Origin of the sequence: Persephonella marina EX-H1, from assembly GCF_000021565.1 — a bacterium.
In the GTDB taxonomy this organism is placed as follows: domain Bacteria; phylum Aquificota; class Aquificia; order Aquificales; family Hydrogenothermaceae; genus Persephonella; species Persephonella marina.
In genome coordinates this window covers 1,346,919-1,369,353 of record NC_012440.1, presented here as the reverse complement: position 1 = coordinate 1,369,353, position 22,435 = coordinate 1,346,919, and the positions used below count along the sequence as shown (strand labels likewise).

7 protein-coding genes are annotated in these 22,435 nt (G+C 38.0%); 3 read left to right on the top strand and 4 right to left on the bottom strand.

What is annotated here, in order from left to right:
* Nucleotides 1–56 precede the first annotated feature (56 nt).
* From PERMA_RS07120 to PERMA_RS07110, 3 genes are read right to left on the bottom strand one after another with little or no spacing between them, the layout of a single operon-like run.
* Entirely contained in the window at nt 57–17,486 is a 17,430-nt protein-coding gene (locus tag PERMA_RS07120) for a filamentous hemagglutinin N-terminal domain-containing protein (protein WP_012676383.1), read from the bottom strand.
* A gap of 30 nt (nt 17,487–17,516) precedes the next feature.
* Complete coding sequence (locus PERMA_RS07115) at nt 17,517–18,236, bottom strand: SapC family protein (RefSeq protein ID WP_012675550.1); 720 nt, start codon at nt 18,234–18,236, stop codon at nt 17,517–17,519.
* A 13-nt stretch (nt 18,237–18,249) separates the two neighbouring features.
* Nucleotides 18,250–19,803 carry a ShlB/FhaC/HecB family hemolysin secretion/activation protein gene (locus tag PERMA_RS07110; RefSeq protein WP_012676647.1) on the bottom strand — a complete coding sequence of 518 codons (1,554 nt, stop codon included), beginning with the start codon at nt 19,801–19,803 and terminating at the stop codon, nt 18,250–18,252.
* Between the two features lie 245 nt (nt 19,804–20,048).
* On the opposite strand from PERMA_RS07110, the gene ffh reads away from it, so the two are divergent.
* The 3 genes from ffh to PERMA_RS07095 are packed head-to-tail and all read left to right on the top strand — an operon-like array spanning nt 20,049 to nt 21,918.
* Entirely contained in the window at nt 20,049–21,377 is a 1,329-nt protein-coding gene (gene ffh / locus PERMA_RS07105; RefSeq protein ID WP_012675777.1) for a signal recognition particle protein, read from the top strand.
* Nucleotides 21,378–21,397: 20 nt separating this feature from the next.
* Nucleotides 21,398–21,643 carry a 30S ribosomal protein S16 gene (rpsP, locus tag PERMA_RS07100; protein WP_012676897.1) on the top strand — a complete coding sequence of 82 codons (246 nt, stop codon included), beginning with the start codon at nt 21,398–21,400 and terminating at the stop codon, nt 21,641–21,643.
* A gap of 35 nt (nt 21,644–21,678) precedes the next feature.
* A complete protein-coding gene (locus PERMA_RS07095; RefSeq protein ID WP_012676045.1) occupies nt 21,679–21,918 on the top strand; it encodes a KH domain-containing protein in 240 nt (79 codons plus the stop codon).
* A 23-nt stretch (nt 21,919–21,941) separates the two neighbouring features.
* Here PERMA_RS07095 and tsaE read toward each other — a convergent pair whose 3' ends face one another.
* Complete coding sequence (tsaE, locus tag PERMA_RS07090) at nt 21,942–22,382, bottom strand: tRNA (adenosine(37)-N6)-threonylcarbamoyltransferase complex ATPase subunit type 1 TsaE (protein WP_015899046.1); 441 nt, start codon at nt 22,380–22,382, stop codon at nt 21,942–21,944.
* Nucleotides 22,383–22,435: the final 53 nt, after the last annotated feature.

Sequence of the window (22,435 nt, the reverse complement as noted above, 5' to 3'; positions counted from 1 at the left end):
ACTTTTTCCATAAATCAATTATATCAGAAGGAAAGAAAGCTGTTACAAAGATCTTTTTACCATACCGTCTCTAACTGTGAGTAGTTGATCACCTCTTTTTCTTTATTCACTTCAGGTTCAACTATTCCCCTCTCTTCAATTATCTTAATGATCTCTTCAGGTGGAACTGTTGTTGAAGATAAAGCTTCCATAACAACATCAAGTTTTCTACCACCGTAAAGGGTTTTGTTAAACACGATCCATTCAGGAACAGGCTGGGACAGATCAAACATCCATCTATCAGATTTTGAATCAACAACAAATATCTCTTTATCAAGCTTCATTCTGATTGGGGTATCTCCTTCATAATTTATATATTCAGCTTCAATGAATGTGTTTCCATCTGCTGAGATATGAGGATCATCAACTCCTGTAACACTGCCTCTCTTAACATTTATACTGATCTGTCCTTTATCTGCAGTAATACCTGTAAATCTCAGATCTCCATCAAAAAGATTTATGTTTATATCCCCATTTCCAGCCGTAATCGTTTCAGCGTAGGAATCTCCGTAAAGATCGATATAAACCCCACCATTCTGTGAATCAGCCTTTATTTTTTCTGTTCTTATTCTGATAGGATTAGACGGAGAACCTATACCGTTAAATCCGTAAAGTTCTGTATTTACAGCCTCAATATCAAGATCATCAATCTCCCTTGGTCCTCCAACTCTGACTATCCTGTCATCTGCTGAGATTTCAGCTAAACCTTTTAATGCTTTAACCCCTGAATAAAGCTCAACATTCTTTCCTGATTTAAGGATTAGATTGTCCTCAGTTATGACACCGAGACCTTTAACTGATATACTATCAGAGGTTACACTGATCTCAGAAGAGGATAGGATACCACCATTTATCTCTGTAAACCCTCCAGAACTGATCAGCACAGAGTTTTCTTTTTGATCTGATATATTATCCCTGTAATTCTTTATAAACTGCTTTCCTTTTTCAACAACTGCAGATCCATCTCCGTCTGTAATTCTGAACAGCTCATCTATATCTGTAGCCTGATCATCATTAGAAACTATATAGCCGTTAACTGTAAGATTTGAACCGGAGTTTATCTCTATATTACTGTCACTTCCAAGATATCCACCAATCAGTATATCCCCATCTGAGATTATCTTCTGATCTTTTGATTCGTAAATAACAGATTTGGAACCTGATACAAATATCTGAGGCGATCTTATATCTAAATCGTATCCTCCTACAATACCTGTTATAAACGTTCCTTTTCCTTCCAGATACAGTCTGTCTGAGGATAAAACAGTTCCTGAGACTACAGTGTTACCTCCGTTAGAGACAACACTAACATTTCCTCTGTCCTTAAATGAGTAAGTTGCATCTGTTTTTTTAACTCTTCTGTAAAGATCTCCTGGATCTGTATTTTCAGTGAACAGTTCGTCTCCGAACTCAAATTCTGGATAAACAGCTAAATAACCTTTCAGATTTATATCTTTTCCTGCTGTTATCTCTATCCTATCCTTACTACCTGCAAAACCTTTATAAACCAAATCCTTATCTGCAGTTAGAGAGATAGAGTTTCTACCAAAGATAGCTGTTTTTTCACCTGTTATCAGCTTTCCACCTGAATTTATAGAAACATCTGTAAATCCAAATACAGCCCCGTTTAATGAGATATCTGAACCTGATGTTATGATCACATCCTTCTCTGTAGATTTAACAACAGAGTTGATATTTACAGTATCGCCAGCTTTAAGATCTGCACCGTTTACAGTAACAACCCCTATTCCATCAACATTGAGGAAAGATCCAGCATCAATATTCACCCTTGCATTGGAAACTATTCCACCTGTAATATCAACGTAACCTTTTGCGTTCACATCAACGGTATTTATATCGTTACCTGTAAGATTGTAAGCATCATCTTTAAGTTCATTGAACAGACTATCTGGCGTCATATCTAAAGCCTGTTTTATGTAATCGCTCAGGTTGATAGGAAGTTTATCATTTGAAAGCACCTTACCTGATATAAACACATTGTTTCCGTTTATTGATGCTGATCCATTTGTAGCGACAGTTCCACCTACCTGAACATCTGAAGGTGTGTTTATATTTACAAAATCGTAGGATGCTATGATCGTGTTATCTTTTACAGGAATATCATTGGGACTTTCAAGTGTAACAGAGTTGCCTAAAACAACATGATCTATATTCAGTCTGTCCTCAGCCTTTAATGTAACATCTGCCATTGTAAGTATGTATCCTGTTACATCAATCTTTCCTTTTGCGTAAATATCTATTGTGTTGTTATTAAGAGCATTAAACTCTCCTTCAAAATTCCTGACCTTTTCGTAAGGAAGATCAACATTTCTACTTCCTACAACCCTTACAAGATCATCTATGGTGAATGGAACATTTCCTACAGAGAGTATATATCCTGATACTGTAACATCTTTATCTGAGCTTATTTTTACCTCTCCTGTTCCTGAAAGATATCCACCTATCTTTACATAACCTTCAACATCTATGATCTGTTTTCCAAGGTTATAAACGATAGATCTTTCCTCAGTTATGAAATCACCAGGAACTTCAGCAACAAAGTTCTTTGCTCCAGCAGTTCCTGATATGTAAACGTTGTTTGTTGTGAATTTCGCTGTAGCTGTGGATACAAAATTTCCTGAGATTGTGATATCTCCGTCAGGTGCATTAAGGAATACACCGTTAGAATCTGATGGGTTGTAAGTTCCTGCAAAATCAACGATAGCTGAATAAACATCTCCAGCGGTAAGCTTTCCTGCAGCGTCTATGATCGTTTCCAGATCAAGTGGGAGATCAGCTATTGAGACAGCAGAACCTTTTATCAGAACATCTCCACCTGAGTTCAGTGTAACTATACCGTTGTTACCTAAGAACCCATCTATACTAAGATCTCCACCTGCATCAATATCTATCGTCGTAACACCGTAAACAACTGAATCACTTCCTATTGTTATACTACTTGGTGAGGTTATAGATACGTAATTACCAGCTGTTACTGAGGTCATTGATATATCTTTACTTGATATATCAACCCCACCTGTTGAAACGATAGCACCTTTGAAGTTTATGGACTCTCCACCTGCAATATTTATTGATGCATCAACTGAAGGATTCATATCAAGGGTGTTAAGTATGTAATCAAGATTTAAAACCGGATCAAGATAGTCTGTTATCTGCTTGATAGTTGGGTTTACATTGTTAAATGCGTAAATAAATCCTTCAATATCAATAACTGGGGCGGATATGTTCATCTCACCATTTGTTGCTATAGCCACTTTTGAACCTTTTATTCTTTCAGGAGAGCTGATATCTGTACTGAACACTCCATGAAGGAGTGTATGTTCTCCAATCTCTATACCTTTTCCAGCATCTATACTGAGATACTTACCCCCTGCAAGACCTTTTATATAAATGCTCTGCCCTGTTATATCAACATTTCCTGTTGAGAGTATAGCCGTGTCAATATTTATATCATTAACAGCTGAGATATTTACACTGTCAGTATCAGAAGGAGTAACAATAACTGAAGGTGGTGTGTACGATACATTCTGAACAGGGTTGTTTATAACAAGCCTTGAACCTATCTGACCATCGGCAGGCACACCGGATAGTGTCGTTGTTGGATCTTGATTATTAAACAGAAAGCTTTTAACCTGTGCGTATATACCAAGATCTGAACCCATTAAATTCAGGAAGTCTGTATGATTTATATAAATATCCTCAGATCTCTGTAAGGTCTGTCCAAGATCAAACCCGCTTTCTAAGTACTGGGCTATAGTGGATCTGTTGTTGTTTATCAGGTCAACAAGATTGTTAAGATCAAGCTCTAAATTAAACTCCGGTTCAATAAAGTCTATATCTTCAACAGACTGGACAGTATCTGTTATGGTTATATTTTTCCCTGTAATATTTATCTCTCCCCTTGATGTTGTTTTCATACCGAGGAATATATCATCAACAGCAGATATATTAACAGAGCTTATACTTGAGATATACAGATCACTCTCTGCTGTAAAACTTCCTCCAGATGTTATATCTATATTGTCTCCTATTAAAAAGCCTGTAAGATTCATATCATTTCCTGATCTTAATGTGAGGTCACCTTTTGCAGACAGTCCGTTTTTTGCTGTGAAGTAGTTTCCTGCGTTAATATTGAGATATGAGTATCCTCTTATATACCCATTAATATCTGCGGTAAAATCTACGTTTGTGTTTATGTCTATTGTGTTTCCTGATATAGGACTGTTTGTGTAAAAGCTTTCTCCTGCATTAATTGTGACTTCTGGTGCAAAATATCCACCTTTAGAGTTTAGATTTATATTCTTTCCAGCTTCCATAAACAGAGAAACTCCAGATCCAGCTCCACCATCTCCATCAAATATGATATCACCTGGTGTTTTCAGGAGCATAGCCCCTGATGAGTAAATCCTTCCCGAACTGTGAATACCTTTATCTGATATTAAGGATATATATCCATTACTGCTGAGAGATGAGTTTATATCAATACTTCCGCTGTTTGATTTAAATATCAGACCTGTTACAGTTGCTATACCTGTATTCTCATTTACTGTAATACTGCCAGGAATGTCTATCTGTATGCTGTTGGCAGCGACTTTACCTGTGAATGTTATATCACCGAATGTTTTAGGTGTCAGATCGCCACCTATATTTATATCACCAAACAGTATGGAGTTTTCCTTGTATATATTGAAACTACCATATCCGTATAAACTGATCTTACCGTTTTCATCTGTAAGGTTAATATCAAGTGCGTTATCGTAGCTTCCCGGAAGACCGCCGTACATACCGGCTGTAAGTGTGACTGATTTTGCTGTGATATCTTCTGTACTATCACTGTAAAAATCAATTATTGAGCCGTTAGGAACAGCGAGATTAACATCTCCCCTGCTGTAGATATAGTCTATATTAAGATCACCATAAGGTACCAAGAGATTAATATCCCCCGAAGCCCTTGCGGTTATTGTTGCATCCTGTCCTACTGAAACAGATACAGGGTTTATTTCTGTTCCTATAGGTCCGTTTGAAGCTTCTATAATCAGTCCTTCAGGTGCATCAACATTTAGTCCCGGTGATGTTGAGTAAATTCCTTCTCCTGTTTTTATTCTTACCCAGTTATCTCTGCTGTATATATTTGAGATATTTACATTAAGCTCTGAACCTATGTAAACAGATCCGCCAGCTATTGCCTGGATGGAACCCAGTGCCTCAACATCAATATCATCCCTCTGCTTGATAATGATAACCTCATTATCCCTGTCTATCTCTATATCCTGTCTTTCTGCTGCAACAAGAGCTCTTTTAATCTCATCAAGCTCTGCCTGTGTGTACCTTCCTGTGTCGTTGTAGTAGAAAACGATATTCTCCTTCTTATCCTTTCCTATTGATCCCGAAGCTATAATAGTTACGTTATTTCCGATTATATTTGGATCTTCAATTTTGTACTCTGTATCGGTTATATTCTTGTTAAATAGTGATGCTGGCAGAGTGTTGTTCAACTGATCATCCGTCCATTCGTTTGCTGTAAGTTTATCAAGCTCGCTCTGTGTTGGTATGTAACTGAAGTTAGGATCGTAATCTGACTGTCCCCATGTGTTGTATTTGTTTGTTAAATCCTGTTCATAATCTGATATCATCTGGTCTGTCCAGCCCTGAGCCTTCAGTGCAGCCACTTCCTCAGGACTGAACTTAAACTCCACAGGTTCATAAGGTGTGTATGAGTATGTTCCGTCAGGATTAAGTTTAAGATCTCTGTACTCACGCCAGTATTTATCGTACTCTATCTCCATACTCTGTTTGTAAGCATCTATCTGCTGATCCCTTAACTGCTGTGCTGACAATCCCTGAAGACCAAGATCGTTATAAAGAAGCTCAAGCTCTAAAGCTGTTCTCTTATCAACATTCTCATTTGGATTTCCATCAACAAGAGATCCTGAAGGTACCTGTATAAACACATTTCCAAGTGTGCTAACTGTATTAACAGATAGATCTCCTGTTACCTCTCTAACATAAATATTTCCATAGGTTGCTGTCATATAAAGTTTACCGCCGTTGTCTATATCTGTGTCTATATTTATGTACGGATCTGATGGATTTCCTGAAGTTATCTGTCCATCTACCGCCTCTAAATGTATGTTCTTACCTTTCAGTAGTCCAACAATTGTCATTCCTTTATCAGATCTTATTCTAAGATCTCCTGCAGTGTTTATTCCTGTTGAGACCAGGATATTACTTGATACAGCGTCAATATAAACACCATTTAGATTTGCACCGACGGAAACTGCAGGATCTCCACTTACTCTTATAGGGTTATCAACAGTTCCAACGGAATCCGGTGCATTGATATTTATTACACTTGCATTAATAGGAGCAAGGCTTTCTGTGTACAGGCTTCCTCCTGTATTTATATTTACAGCTCCTCCTTTATTTGTTATTCCTCCTTTCAGAATTACATCTGTTGTACTGTTTATATTTACTTCACCTACATCCTCACCTGTAAATACAATCTCTATAGGATAATCAGCTTTAACGGAAGAGTATAATTTGGTTGTTGTTCCTGTATAATTGTGAGTGATCCTTCTTATCCATGTTTTCTTAGTTAAGAAATCCCATTTAGTGCCTGAAAAGTTTTCAGTAAATGTGAAGTCATAATCCGTTGTTGTTATTTTGTCAAAGTTATACTCTGGGGGATTGGCTATTATATTTCCGTTAGAATCTCTCATAAATCCCTGGACAAATCCACTGTCAATCTCCGAACTTCCAAGATTTCTTGTGACCTGACTGACTATATCATTATTAGTGAAATTCCTTTCTGATACAGGAATAAAGCCAAGGAATTTATTAAACTCTTTATAGTACTCTGTCAGGGTATAGGTAGAGGTTGTGTAACCTTCCATCCAGTAGTATCTCAGGCCTGAAAGCGGGTTGTAAGATGTTGTCCTGCCTGTAGCAGTTGCCGTTAATACTGTTGCCTGGTTTGAGTCAACACCCTGATTTGTGTAAACCCTTATCTCATTACCAATTCTTCTTATCTCTGTTACAAGATACTTTCCAGTTCCGTTATCTTTAAGCTTGTCTACAATGGTAACCTTTCCTTCTATATTTCCTGTATCTACAGAATCAAGTACAAGTTCGTAACTGCTCTGGTTGTTTATATTTATTTTTCCAAATCCATCCAGTACATTTATCTTTCCACCACCTGTATTTGCTATCTTTCCTGATAGAAATACAGTTCCACCTGTTATATCAAGACCTGAGACATAAACCTTTTTCTCATCAGGGTTTATCGTTACATTGTACTTACCTACAAAAAGATCTCTCCCCGGATCGTACTGTTCCTCTCCGTTAAACAGAGTGTAATTTCCTGATGCTATAGCATTGTTTATCATATCATCTGTGATCGTTATATCTTTATAAGGGATACCGCTCTGGATAAGGCCGTTAACATTTATAATTTCAGCATTTATAAATATATTGTTCCCCGCAAGGAGATATTTATTTGAGTGGTTATACGTTCCAGCAATAAGGCTGTCGTAACTGTTCTGTAAATTAGTGTCGCTATCAGACGAAACATTACCGTCATTCTGTGAAGAAAGCTGTCCTTTTGCATAATCATGGAGTGAAGAAAAGTACGATTCTGGAGAGTAAGCCACATTAAAAACAAGTTTTGGATTGTTGAAAACAAAGTTTCCACCTGCTGATATTGTGATGGTGTTCGCAAATATATCCTCTGTCACAAAAACACTACCGTTATTATTTCTGATAGTTACAGAACCTGCAAAGTTTGATATAGCCTTGTTACCTGTAGGAGAGTCCCCACTTACAGATACGCTGTCATCATCTGCAGATATGGCATTGACAGGTCCAACAAGTATGGGTGGTGGATATTTGTAGAAAACCTTTCCGTTACTGTCCGTTCCAGCGTATTTTTTGCTGTATGTGGACTCTATAAGAATAGATGGTGATTCGCTGTTCTGTGCATCCTGAAGAGAAAGGTTAACCGGAAGTAGCTTATTATCATTTATAAGTAAAACATCTGATGTCTGGGATACCTTTTTACCGTTAAACTCTATATTGCCACCGTAATCCTTAGGGATCTCTATCTGACCTACTTCAATAGGAAGAGGAGAGTTGTTTTTTATCTCTATCTTAACATCGCCGGGAGCTTTTAAACTTCCAAAACCATACAGGTTGTCAGCTCTAACGCTTATATTACCAGAAGATGCCACTATATCTTTAAGTTTTATGATATGTGTTGTCTGATTTGTTGCCGGATCTGTTTTCTGGCCTTCAAGTGTTGCTATTGTTGCATCTATATCCTGCGAAAGTTCAGGATAAAGGCTTTTAAGTTTTTTAAGCTCTTCTATCTGTTTATCAAGTGATGTTGCGATCCTGATATCTTTCAGTATCTCCCAGTCTACACCTATCTCACTCTGCTCAGATGGGGTTAAAGTTTTTACAAAATTACCATCCCTGTCGTAAACATTCCATTTTCCGTTTTCATACTCAACTCTATTTGGAACAAGATTTGATACGAGATTTTGAGCAGAATCATATTCTTCCTCAACATAAAAACCAGGATCCATTCCATTTCCAAAGGTTATATAAACATGTCTGTAAAGGCCTGTTTCCACAAGTCCATTTATCTCCACATTACCAGAACCTGCTTTTACACTGCTTCCTGCGATTGTATCAAGGGAGACTTCATCACCACCAAATGTCTCTGAGATTGTTGAAACTATAGATTCTATAGCCTCTCTGGATGCATCGGTTGCCTTTCCATACCCATAAGCGGAAAGATAACCTTTCTCCGCAGACAGATTTATATCCCTTCCTGTTTTAAGTGATGATCCAGATCCCACAGATATGAACGCATTTTTTACCGATGTTGCGTCAGCATCAGGAGACCCACTATAAGCAAAGGCGGTTTTATTGTAAACATCTGTATTTGCGTATGTCTCTATATATCCACTTCCACCAGAACTTTTGCCTGCTACAAGGGTTGCATCCCCGAAAACTCTTATATCTGAGCCGGAGTTTATCTTTATACTGTCGTTAACAGCCAGGCTTGCTTTTGACTTTCCCTGACCTGCAGCGGCAAGACCGTAAGTGTTTGTTTTTGCCTTTGCACTGGCCTTTCCTGATGTTGATGCAGCTATTGTGAGATTTCCGTTAATCTGCATCTGAACATTATTTCCGATATTTACAGCAGAACCTATACCTTCATCCGCCTCCACCTTTACATCAGATTTAGCACCTACTATAGTTCCACCTGCTGAAAGCTTTGCATTAGCGTCAAGATCTATATTTCCATATGCCTCTATAAGCATACTCTCAAGATTGTAAAAGTTTGTAGGATTTCCAAGTAATTTCAGATTAGCACCGTCATTTATATTTATCTGAGCGTTTATATTCTTTAATCTTACAGATGTTAGAGAAGCCGCACCAGAATATACACCTCCCGATCCTGCTTCAGAGTTATTTTTTCCGCCAAACCAGCCTGAAGCTTTTTTAGAATGTCTGTTCTTCGCTTTTACAGATAAAGAGTAGGATTCAAGAGATGATCCACTACCTATATCTACTTTAGAATGTGAATCATGTATATAATCCTCTGAATAAGCACCGCTCATACCAAGTACAGATGCGTTTTTACTGTCTGCAAAACTGTTAAACTCAATATCTCTTTCAGATTTTATACTTCCTGTTTTTCCTTTCAGTCTTGAACCGCTATCTATATAAACCCTGTTAGTTCCTGTTATATCATTTTTTGCAACAGATGCATTTCCGGCCACTACTCCACCAGATCCTGCAACAGACTCAGCCTTTGAGCCGTAAAGGGAGTATGCGTTAAGAGCAAAACTTCCATTATCCGAGTAAATATTACTGTCTGATCTTAAACCTGTACTCACATTTATCTGTGAGCTGTTCTCCGTAACACTTGCACCAATACCAACAAATCCCACCCCAATTCCTGTAGCATAACTGTACGTTCTTCCTTTCAGATAGCTTTCAAGGGAAAGGCTGTTTCCGTATCTGATATCTGAACCTGTTCCTATGTAAGTTTCAATGTTCGTTGTGTTATTTACCGTTGAGACGGAAGCGTTCGCACCTAAAAGTGTTCCACCTGAGGATGCTGAAGATTTAGCCTCAGCATATGCCGAACCATCTGCAGATGTGTTTGATGGATCTTCCACCTTTGAGTAGATACTTATATCTTCTGCATCTATACTGTTTCCACCTGACAGATATGACTTAAGATCAGGTGATATATCTATCGTTGTTACTGAAGCACCGGCGGTAGCACCTCCTAAATTAACACCTGTTGTAGAGCCGTAAATCTCGTACGCTGCTTTAGATCCAACCTCAAGGAGTCCTGATATGAACACCTGATTTCCTGAACCAGTATAAGATCTGACATTGGTTTTATATGAGATATCAACAACAGCAGCCTGTGCAGACACAGCTCCAACATTAACAGGAACAGCAGAAGCTCTTACCGTTGTGTCTGTATCAGAGATTATTGATACATTCTTTACCCTGTTCTTATCTTCAGAACTTCCGATCTTTACACCACTTCCTGTATACGAGTGAACATTACTTTCTAAGACAACCTTTGATGCAGCACCACCTGCAACAGCTACACCTGCATGTGTTCCGTAAGCTCTTACCTCTGCACTGTTAACTTCCTGTGACTTCAGGCTGAGTTTTGGCGTATCCGTAACCTGAGTATTATCTCCTAAGAAGGAGTATATATCACCACCGAGATACAGGTAAGAAACAGCTGCTCCAAGTGTTACACCACCACCTTCACCTGCATAGGTATTTATCCCTGCACTTACAGTTCTGTAAGAATCTAATGTTATATCTCCCGTTGAGGATAAAACCGAACCTGAGTCGGCGTACGAGAAAAGATTTGAGTAATTCTTCTGAACAGAGACAGAACCGCTGACACCAACAGCTCCACCTGCTATAGCTCCAACAACAGAACTTATAGCTGTTGATTCAGTTGCATTTATTCTTATACCACCAGATCCAGAGGAAACATTTGAATTTTTCCCAACAAATGCTGCTGTCACACTCTCAAAATTCGCACCAGGATCAACACTATCTGAGACTGTAAGTCCTGCTTTTGCATCAGTTAAATCATTGTTTATACTCTGATCTCCAGAATCTAAATCTGTGTATCTGTTTATACTTCCGTCAATACTTCCGCCTATATCTCCTGTAGCCTCATCCTGATCTGCATCAAACGCTTTACCTATATTAGCAATAGACACAGAACCTGCCACACCACCAAGACCACCACCAAAGGCTATAACTGTAGAGTCAACCTTGTTTTCTGTGTAGGCTGTTACGCCTACGGAGTAATCAGCTTTTACAGTTGTATTTTCACCGATATAGGCACGGTTCTTAACATTTATTATCGCAACATCTACAGCTCCACCTGCTGCTATTAACTTAGATACTTCACCACTTCCCACACCACCTTTGTAATCTGTTTTATCTGTAGAGCTCACATTTACAGTCTGACTTCCACCTCTGAATGAACTGTTAATATCAGAACCATTTCCAGAATCGTCAGAACCTATGAAAGCCTTTGTATCTGACGATACCAACAGAACATTTACAGAACCACCTATTCCTGCTGTTGCAGAAGCAGCAACATTTGCAGCATACATGGAAAAAAGCTTATCTGAGTTTGCTGAAACTGTAGTTGTTAAAGCTGAATCAGTGGTTGAGCTGATTATATACGAATACGTTTTATTCTTAACATTCACAACATTTACAGAACCACCTACACCAACTGTTGTCCCTCCAACTGATACACTACCGGCTACAGCACCAGCATCATAATTTCCGTTCTGATCCTTATCACCGACTTTTACAGTATCTTCCGCGATAACATCAATGTTTCCTTCAGTTTTGACTGTTGATGAATGTATGTATGAGCTGTTTGAACTGTCTAAATAGATTACATTACCTGATCCTGCAAATGATATATTTTTTGATATAGATCCTGCAACTGATACTGTGAGAATATCCTCAAGAGTTCTGGATGTTACCTGAACTCCACCATCTTTACTGTTCACATCGGAGTTATTAATATATGATGATGTTCTGTTCTGGATCTTCACAACACCTGCAGAGAGACCCACCCCTGCATTTGAACCAAAGTTAAGTCCTCCGTTTCCTGTATCAACAACAACACCTGAGTAAGCCTTAACTTTTACAGACTGGACAGGATTATCAGCTGAGTTATCCTGATTTATATTAGAACTGTTTATATAGGCATTTGTGCTATTTTTGAAAAGATCAACACTCAAAGATCCATCTAAAGCCAGAGCCCCACTGGCATTAACAGTAGCTGTAGCTGTTCCAGCTTTTTCTGTTTCTCTCGCATCTGCAACAACAACAACACCTGATGAGACCTCATCAGCTTTATTCTGGTCTGCATTACTGTGTGTTATCCCTTTATTTCCTCTGCCTGAGATATCTGATGAGTCTATATACGCATCTGTTGTGTTTTCGTATATATTAACAACACCTGAACCTCCAAGTCCGAATCCGCCACTTCCACCCTGAACAACACCACCGTAAACCTCATTACTTCCCGTGTATGTTGAAAGAACACCAACAGATCCGAAAACATCAACTGACGAGCCTGTTATGTATGATCTTGTAAAGTTGCTAAAATTATTTACAGCCAGATTTACACCAATATTCAGTTTTGAAAGCTGTGTATTTACAGAAACTGTTAAACTATCTATACTCTGAGTTGCGGACACAGTTAGATTTCCAGCTGAAGAGCTTACAGAGCTACCTTCTATGTAAGAATCAACCTCATTATTAACATTGTTGTAAGAAGCTGATCCACCTATACCAAGACCTGAGAACGTTTTATCTACAGCCGCCGAACCTGAGATAATGGTTATGGTATGGGTTGATGAAGACCTTACCGTTATATCATTTAAAGCTGATATACCTGATGATCTCTTACCTCTGATATAACTTCTGTTATTAACTGAAATATCATTTATAGAGACCGAAGCTGCCGCAGCGAGCTTATCTAAGGATGCTGAGGCTGAAACACTAATATCTTTTACCGATACGTTACTCTCAGATTTTACAGAAACACTGTCCGCAGATATATCGGAACTTTCTATATAAGCTTTCTCCTCCCCTGAAACAGTATTCAATGCGATAGCTGCCCCAGCAGCATAACCTGATACAGAAACATCACCGGCAGCTGAAATGATATCTGATGTGTCGGCAACATCTGTAGAAACTGATCCAGAAGAGTCAACCGATGAGCTGTAAATATAGGAAAGAATGTTCTTTGTTATGCTGTTTTTGGAAACAGCACCTGCCAGAGATGTGGATATCTTACTCTCACTGTTAATGGCAACTGCACCACCAGCCCCAACACCCATAATAACAGTGCTGTCTTCAGACTTTAAACTGAGAAAGGAGATATCAAGATCGGATGAAGATAGATAACTCTGTATATCAGTGGTGATATAATTTCCGAAAAATCCACCGGCAAGACCTGCAGAACTTCCTGACATTTTTGCTACAGCAACAGTTCCACCTGTAGCATAAATTCCAGATTTATCAAGAGCATTTACATCTACGCTGCCAGAGGAGATACCACCGCCTGAAATTATCGCACTATCTATATATGCCTTTGTTGTGCTATCAACTATGTTTACAGAGCTTGTTCCGGCAATAGCGATACCGGACTGTGGTTTTGAAGCATCCTGTTTCTCTTCACCAAAAAGGTTTGGAAGACTGACTCCATCCAGAGGATCATCCTCTTCTATACCTTTAAAACGGTTTGGAGATGTGTACGATCCTGCTAAAGATCCAGCAGAGATCCATCCTTCCGTTTTTGAACTTACTCCTATATTACCTTCTGTGTATACAGTTCCAGAAAGATATGCTTCAGTATTTCTTGTTATATTATTTATTGATACAGAAGCTCCTATTCCTACACTGTGGGACTTTACTATTCCTCCTGAAACATTCAGGATTCTATTTCTGGAAACAGCGTTTACGACAAGGCTCTCTGTCTCATCTGGATCTAAAATACCGTTGTTATTTAGATCAACAGGTGTCACACCTATATTTAGAACAGATCCATTTCCAACAAAAGATCTTGTTGTTTCATTAAGTGAGACATAATTGAATACACCGTTTATCCCGTACTCATCTGCAAAACCACCTGCAACACCTGCGTTTGCAAGGAAAAGATCTGTATAGGCGTTAACAAGAAGATTTTCAGCTCTGAGAGAAACGTTATCATTTATGTAAGCCTGTGTATCCATTGTAAGATCCACACCAAGGTAAGATCCACCTACAGCTGTCTTATCCTGACCTGAAAAATCTCCACCTATATCGCCACCGTAGTTGAAGTACTCAAAATGGTTTTCAGCTTTAACTGAGACCTTTCCTGGATTTGTCACAAAAGTTTCATCCTGGTTTACAGATGCGTTAGAATCTATATAAGCATAAGACTTTTCATTAAATACAGCGATATTAACCGTTCCTGCCGCACCGACCACATCACCACCTGAGGTACTGAGGGTCAGGGTGTTTGGGGTAACTTCTGCGATATAACTTCTCACCTCATCAAAGAAATCTCCCATTCCTATGTCATAAAGGATTCCATCTTTATAAGCAGGAGTGTAACCATGGGGTATATATATATTTGAGTAAACGGAAAGATCTCCAAGGAGATTTAAGACCGCGTTACTCCCAACATAGGCTTTTACATTTTCATCAGCCTTTACAACATTTATTACTCCAGCTACTGAGTATTCCTTCTTGTTCTCATCGTTGTTATTAACTGAAGCAGAAGCCCCTGACAGAATACCGTTATCCTTATATTTCAGTTCTGACTTTATATCTATGTTCAGATTTGATCTTATATCTCCACCTGAGCCAACATACGAAAGAACATCAGACTTTGTGTCAAGATATGTAAACGTTATAGAAAAACTGAATTTTGTCTTCCCGCTTCCCTCTTCACCAAGGGGAACATACTTGTCTATAAATTTGTTGACACCTTTAACCTCTAAAAATGTTGCCGTATCAGTGACAGGAGTTAAAAGTCCAGTTCCTGAGGCTGCATTAGTTTTAGTTTCTGTTTTTGTTACATCAAGTGTTGAGGTTATACCAACATTACCGGTTAACGATCTCACTTTTCCGTTTACGGAAGTCTCAACAGTATCACTTAAGAAAGCTACAGCCACAGCTCCACTTAGTGTTCCATCCTCATAAGCAGCACCTTTTGCCTTTATAGAAACATTTTTAGTTCCGGTTGAACTTATACTTACCGTTCCACCTTCTATATCCGCTGTTGATCCAACTGTGACCTTAGATATAAGGTCTCCCTTTCCATAGGCAACACTTATAAAGATATCCTCACCGGTGACCCTCTGACCTGCATTTACAGCTGTTGCGTGTGATATCAGATTTTCTGTGGATGTTGCTTTTATATCAATCGTTCCAGAGGATTTTATAATACCGTCTATATTTACCTCTGCCTGAGATTTAACCTTTGCATATGTTACAAGAGTCTGGTTAAGATGAACCTCTGATGATACAGTTCCTGTTGAAGAGGCTGTAACAGTTACACTGCTACCCTCTAAGGTTGCCTGGTCTTTAATGTCTACTTTAGATATCGCCTCAGCATTTACTTTACTGCCAGGTGCGTAGTACTCAGTAAAAGGATCAAGAAAATCAATAATAACAGTGTCAGCTTCATCACTAACCGGATCAAAACTGTCCTCATTACTAGATGTTGCTGATACTGTTATATCACCACCTTTCAGTACAGCTCCAGAATTGATTGTTATATTTGTATTACTCCCAGTGGCTGTTAACTTTAGATAACCGGATGTATATCCAGAATCTGCAAATGTTAGAAGTTTTGCTCCAGATTCTATTGTTATGTTAGGTGCTTTAAGCTCTAAATTTCCAGAATTTCCAACAGAAGGGGATGTGAGCTGATCATTTGGAGCTCCACCGTTAGCCGTCGGAGTTCCTGTATTTCTCGTTGATACTGTTACATTCTGATTAACTGTGATACTGTTTGTAGCTTCAAAAAGGTAATCACCACCTGCAGAGTAGTAATCTGTATCTATAATAAGGTTCTCAGGATCAATAAGAACTTTTCCTGCCTTTCCTTTTTCCGAGTAAACATAGATCTGCCCACCTAACTTAACCTCTTTCTCCGAGCTTACCTCAATAAAACCACCATCTGAGTCTTTACCTTTTCCAACAGTCTGAATTAAAGAGTTCTGATCTAACTCCGTCAGCTTTTCTGAGTATATATAGATCTCTCCAGCATCAGCATTATCATTTCCATCAGCTTTTATAACACCGCTGTTTATGATAGTATCCCCTGTTATTGAGATACTCCCCTCTTTACCGTCTTTTTTTGCAGATACATCTATAACACCTGAATTTTTAACAGTTCCTGAGTTTCCTTCAATAATAATCCTTCCATCTTTTATAGAAAGTGAGTTTGCCTCTATAACGCCCTCATTGTTTACTATTGAAGAAAACACCTGCTGGACAGCATCTCCTGTAAGTAAAACCGTACCACCATCATTTTTTATAACACCTCTGTTTGAGACAGCTGTGTCTACAGATCTTCCTTCTAAATCAAGAACCTTCTCACCAACAGGTGCTTCCACAGAGTATGTAACAAGCCCATCTCCTGTAAAATCAAAGCTAAACTGAGTTCCTGAACCTAAAACAACAGTACCTAATTTTGCGTAAATAAGTCCTTCATTTGAAACAGATGGTGCAGAAAGAACTACAAACCCTCCCTCCGAAACCTTTATCTCACCTTTATTAACAATCTGACTTAATTCCTTGTCATCCATCTGAGAAAATTTATAGTTTCCAGACAGAAAATCCTTATCGGATATATTAAGTGTGGTTACCACTAAACCTGCAACATCTACAACAGCAGACCTGCCAAAGATTATACCGTTTGGATTTACAAGGAATACCTTTCCGTTTGCTATCAGCTGACCTAAGATCAGAGTTGGATCCTGACCTGTTACCCTGTTTAAAATTACAGAGTTAACACCCGGCTGATTAAACCTGACAAGTTCTCCCCTGTCTATACTGAAGGAGATCCAGTTCAGTATCGCCTTATCTGTAGCCTGATTTATGATCATCCTTGAAGGATCTGTACTTATAGAAACATTCCCAGAAACGACGGTAGCTCCCTTGGGAAGACCGTACGATGAGGACAGAAGTATCAGTGTTGATGCAGAACCTCCTGCGATTATCCTGAACAGACCTGATCTTTCCCTTTCAGGAGATCTATACTTTCCCTTTAAAATATCTCTTCTTAAAACAGCCTTTTCAAACAGATCCCATCTTTTCTTCCTTAAAAGATTTGTCTTCCCCATGGCTGAAAACCTCAAACAATTTTAAAGTTTTCACCTCACAATTCTCGCAAAGTTATTAAGTGATATAAGATGGGCATATATCCAGCCTAAAAAACCAGATCTGAAAAGATCAAGAACTTCCTTATCCTCAAGTTCTCTAAGCTTTTTCTCATCTACAGCAAGGAGATTTTTCATAACAAATGTTCTGTTGTCTGGAGTTTTTATTGTTGCCTCTATTGTCTGGAATAGATCAAGCTCTTCAAGTTTTTTAGCAAATCTCATTGTCAGATTGTAATCAAGATCATAAGCCCGTAAGAAGTCAATCATTCTGTTCAGATAATCTGTGTTTTTTCCATCTTCGTTAAACAGCTTCTCTCCATTCTCTGCGTTGTATCCTTCATATGATTTATCAACAGCAACAAAAAGCTTTCTGTCCTCCTCTTTCTCTCCTTTTTCTTCCACGAGGATGTAGGGGTATCTTCTTACAAAAGCTGGAATGTAATAGCCTTCCTTCCATTTGCCATCTTCATCAACAAAAAAGTTCTGATCAAAACCGAGAATGATGACAGGCGTCACTCCTTCTTTAGCTGTTTTTATAAAGACTATAGGATAAAACTTTGATGCCTCTGCAAACTCACCACCGAGAACGATACAGGAGTTTAGATTTTTAAATCTTCTAAAATCCTTCAGAGGAGATATCCTTAGATCTTTATGGATATCTGAGTTTATTATCTCTATCTGTTTGTAAAGTGGTTCTGTTGCTTCAGTCATAGCATCCTCCTGTTTAAAACGTTTTTATTAATTGAATATAAAAGTTGTACTCCCTGTCATCACCATCCACCTCAGGATCTAAAGGAAATGCCAAATCAGCTGTCAGATCTATCCCCCACCACAGTCTTGATCTTATCCCAAATCCTGCTCCTGTAAGTGTTTTATCCTTGTACTGTCCTATGGAAGTTTTATTTAAAAATACCTGACCTGTTTCAGCAAACAGTGCAAGCTGCAATCTATCCTTTCTTTCCAGAGGCATAAATCTAACTTCTCCAGATAAAGCGTATCCAGAATCTCCTCCGTACTGACTTAAAAGATAACCTTTTATTGATGCTGGACCACCGATATAAAAGTTCTGAGATGAAAGTAAGGTATCGTCAGAATACTGTCCCCTCAATCTTAAGATCAGCATAAATCTGTCCGATACCAACTGATTCCTTACTGCAGAGAACTCAAGTTTTGAGAAGCCCTTATCCGCACCACTTCTTGTGTTGTAAGAGCTGCTTCCAAATATATCATCTAACGTTTCCCCCAATCCCTGTACAAACTTGATATCCAAACTTGTACGGGATCTGTATCCTGATTTTATGTATCCAATACCAAGATCTATATACCTGTATTTATCTTTCGTTGTGGTCTGATTCAGTATGGACTGTTTATAGTTTGTAACATTAAATGATCCTTTTAATGAAAGATCCTTTATAAAAGATTTAAAAACAGGATAGCTGAAATAAACTGAGTAATACTCTGAGTAACTTTTTATATTTAAAACAGCAAGCTCCTTTCCTATATTACTGTTACCTACAGAAACCAAGAAACCTGTCAGTAAACCTGAAGGACCTAAAGGAAACTGGTAGGAGAGACTTCCTGTATGTAACTTGTTATAGCTGTCACCTACTATTCCTGTTAAAGAAAGACTTGATCCTTCTATTAAAAGATTTCCGAAGTTTAGATTGATCCCGTATCTGTTTCTACTTGTGTACTCTGATCCATAGTTGTCATAAAACACAGCCCCAGAAAATGGATATCTATCACTTGTGACTTTGATCTCTAAATCTGTAGTTCCAAGTTCTGATCCTTTCTTAACGTTAACCTTTACTGAAAGATCACTGTAGCTGTTTAGAACAAGGAGAACCTTTTCAAGATGGAATCTGTTAAAAGCCTTGTCCTCTTTTAGAGGTATAAAGTACCTGTTTACAAACTCTTTACTGTAATGGTCAAACTCTCCATCTGTTCTGATCTCACCGATTTTCCCTTCAAAAATCCTGATGATTATAATCCCATCACTTACATTTTGAGGTGGTATATAGGCTTTAGATGTTATGTAACCCTTTTCTATATATTTTTTTGTAATACTGTCTGTTAGATCTTTCAGATCTTTCAGGGATAGATATCTGTTTCTGTAAGGTTTAACTATACTGTAAATCTCATCCCAGTTTAAAGCTCTATTACCAACTATAAGAAAGTTTTTCACGTATATCTTATCTGATGAATAGGATGTTCCTGAAAGTAATAGAAGTAAACTTAAGATAAAAAGTAATAATCTGCTTCTAATTACAACAGTCATTACATCCCCTATTTAAAAACAAAGAGATAAAGAAATTCTTATACTTTTAAATAATAAGCTAATAACTTAGCATCCTGAAGTCAATATTATTTTAATTCAAGATTAAGATTTTCAATTGTCACAGATCAAATAATTAAAATAATGATGATAAAAACAGATATTGAAAAATTATACAAAGATACTATTATTATGCTTTTCAGATGTGTGATAATATAAAAATAAAAATATTCCAAAGAGGGTAACCGATGTTTGAGTTATTAACTGAAAGATTTAGCGGTATAGTTGAGAAGCTAAAAAGAGTAAAAAGATTAGATGAAAAAACTGTTGAGGAAGCTCTCAAGGATATAAGAAGGGCTCTAATTGAAGCTGATGTTAATATTGAGGTTATAAAGAGTTTTCTTGACGATCTAAAACAGAAACTTGTAGGTCAGGAAGTAATAAAGGGTCTGAACGCAGGTGAGACCGTTATAAAACTGATCTATGATGAAGTTCTGAATATCTTAGGTGAGGAAGCTCCCCTCCAGAGATCAGAAAAGCCACCTACAGTTATAATGCTTGTCGGTCTTCAGGGAACAGGTAAGACAACAACAGCAGGTAAACTTGCAAAATGGCTTAAATCAAAAGGATACAAAGTTGGTCTCGTATCAACAGACGTTAGAAGACCGGCAGCTGGAAAACAGCTCTGTACACTCGCCAAGACAATTGATGTTCCATGTTTTATAGATGAGGAAGAGAAAGATGCTGTAAGGCTTACAGAAAAGGTTATACAGAAGGCTAAAGAGGCCGGTCTTTCTCATATCATACTTGATACAGCAGGACGTCTCCATATAGATCAGGAACTTATGGATGAGCTTGTCCATATAAAAGAGAAGGTAAACCCTTCAGAGATACTCTATGTTGCTGACGCAATGCAGGGTCAGGATGCTATAAGCACAGCGGAAGAGTTCCACAACAGAGTTGGTCTGACAGGTGTGATTCTCACAAAGTTAGATGGTGATGCAAAAGGTGGTATAGCTCTTTCTGTAAGAAAGGTTATCGGTGTTCCTATAAAGTTCATAGGTGTTGGTGAGAAGATAGAAGACTTCCAGCAGTTCCATCCTGACAGGATAGCACAGAGGATATTAGGGCTTGGTGATATACAGACACTCCTTGAAAAGATGCAGACAGCTATAGATGAGAAGAAAGCCGAAGAGATGGCTAAAAGGGTGATGAACGCTGAGTTCACACTTGATGATCTTAAACAGCAGCTCCAGATGATAAGGAATTTAGGACCCCTTGAGAATGTACTTAAGATGATACCGGGCTTGGGAAGTAAGATTAAAGACTTAAAAGTTGATGAAAAACAGTTTATAAGAATAGAGGCTATAATAAACTCAATGACACCTGAAGAGAGAGCAAACCCACATATTATAAACGGCAGCAGGAAGAGAAGAATCGCAAGGGGAAGTGGAACAACGATAATGGATGTGAACAGAGTCTTAAAACAGTACAAAGAGATGAAAAAGATGATGAAAAAAATGAAAAAATCTGGTAAAATGAAACTTCCTTTTAATATGCCTAATTTACCATTTTAATAACAGGAGGTAGTGGAAACTTGGTAAGAATTAGACTTTCAAGAGCCGGGAGAAAGAAGCATCCAGTTTACAGAATGGTTGTTATGGACAGCAGAGCTCCCAGGGAATCAAAGTATATAGACTATATAGGAACATACGACCCTATATTAAAAACAGGAAATATAAATGTTGAAAAAGCAAAAGAATGGATTGCTAAAGGTGCACAGCCAACAGAAAGAGCTTTAAAAATCCTGAAACAATTTGGATACGAAGAACAAAAGGCATAGTCCTGAAGCTGAAAAAACTAACGGAGGGAAGTTAGATGAGTAAACTTCAAGAATTGGTTGAATTTGTTGCAAAATCTCTCGTTGATCATCCGGACAAAGTTGAAGTTAAAGAGATTGAAGGAGAAAAAACCACTGTTATAGAGCTTAAAGTTGCTCCTGAAGATCTTGGTAAAGTTATAGGAAGACAGGGAAGAACGGCAAGAGCGATAAGAACACTTTTAGCAGCTGTTGCTAGAAAACAGAATAAGAGAGCTGTTTTAGAGATATTAGAATAAATCATCGGGGCTTTAAGCCCCTTTTATATACATTCAGCTATATAATCAGCACCTTTCAGATAAACGGTTATCTCCCTTTCATCATAATCTTTTATTTCAAAACTCAAAACTATCTGTGGGATATCTATTTCCTCAAAACGATCCTCAGGCCACTCAACTATAACAATACCTTTTCCAAGAATATCTGAAAGATCAAAGCTTTTAACCCTGTAAAGATCTATATGATATATCCTGAACTTTTCAGTATCATACTCATTCATAACAGAAAATGTAGGTGAGTTCACATACTCCCCTGCTTCCCTATCAATTGCGGAAACTAAAAATCTTGTAAATGTTGTTTTCCCAGAACCAAGATCTCCCTTTAGAAGAATAAGCTCATCACCTTTTAAACATTTAGACAGAGCAGTGGCAAAGGACTCAAGCTCATCCAGATTCCTAACTTTGATTTTTTTGTAAAATCCCATAACACTCCTTTTTTATCTCATTTTAACAAAAAAATCCCCCTGAAAAGGGGGAA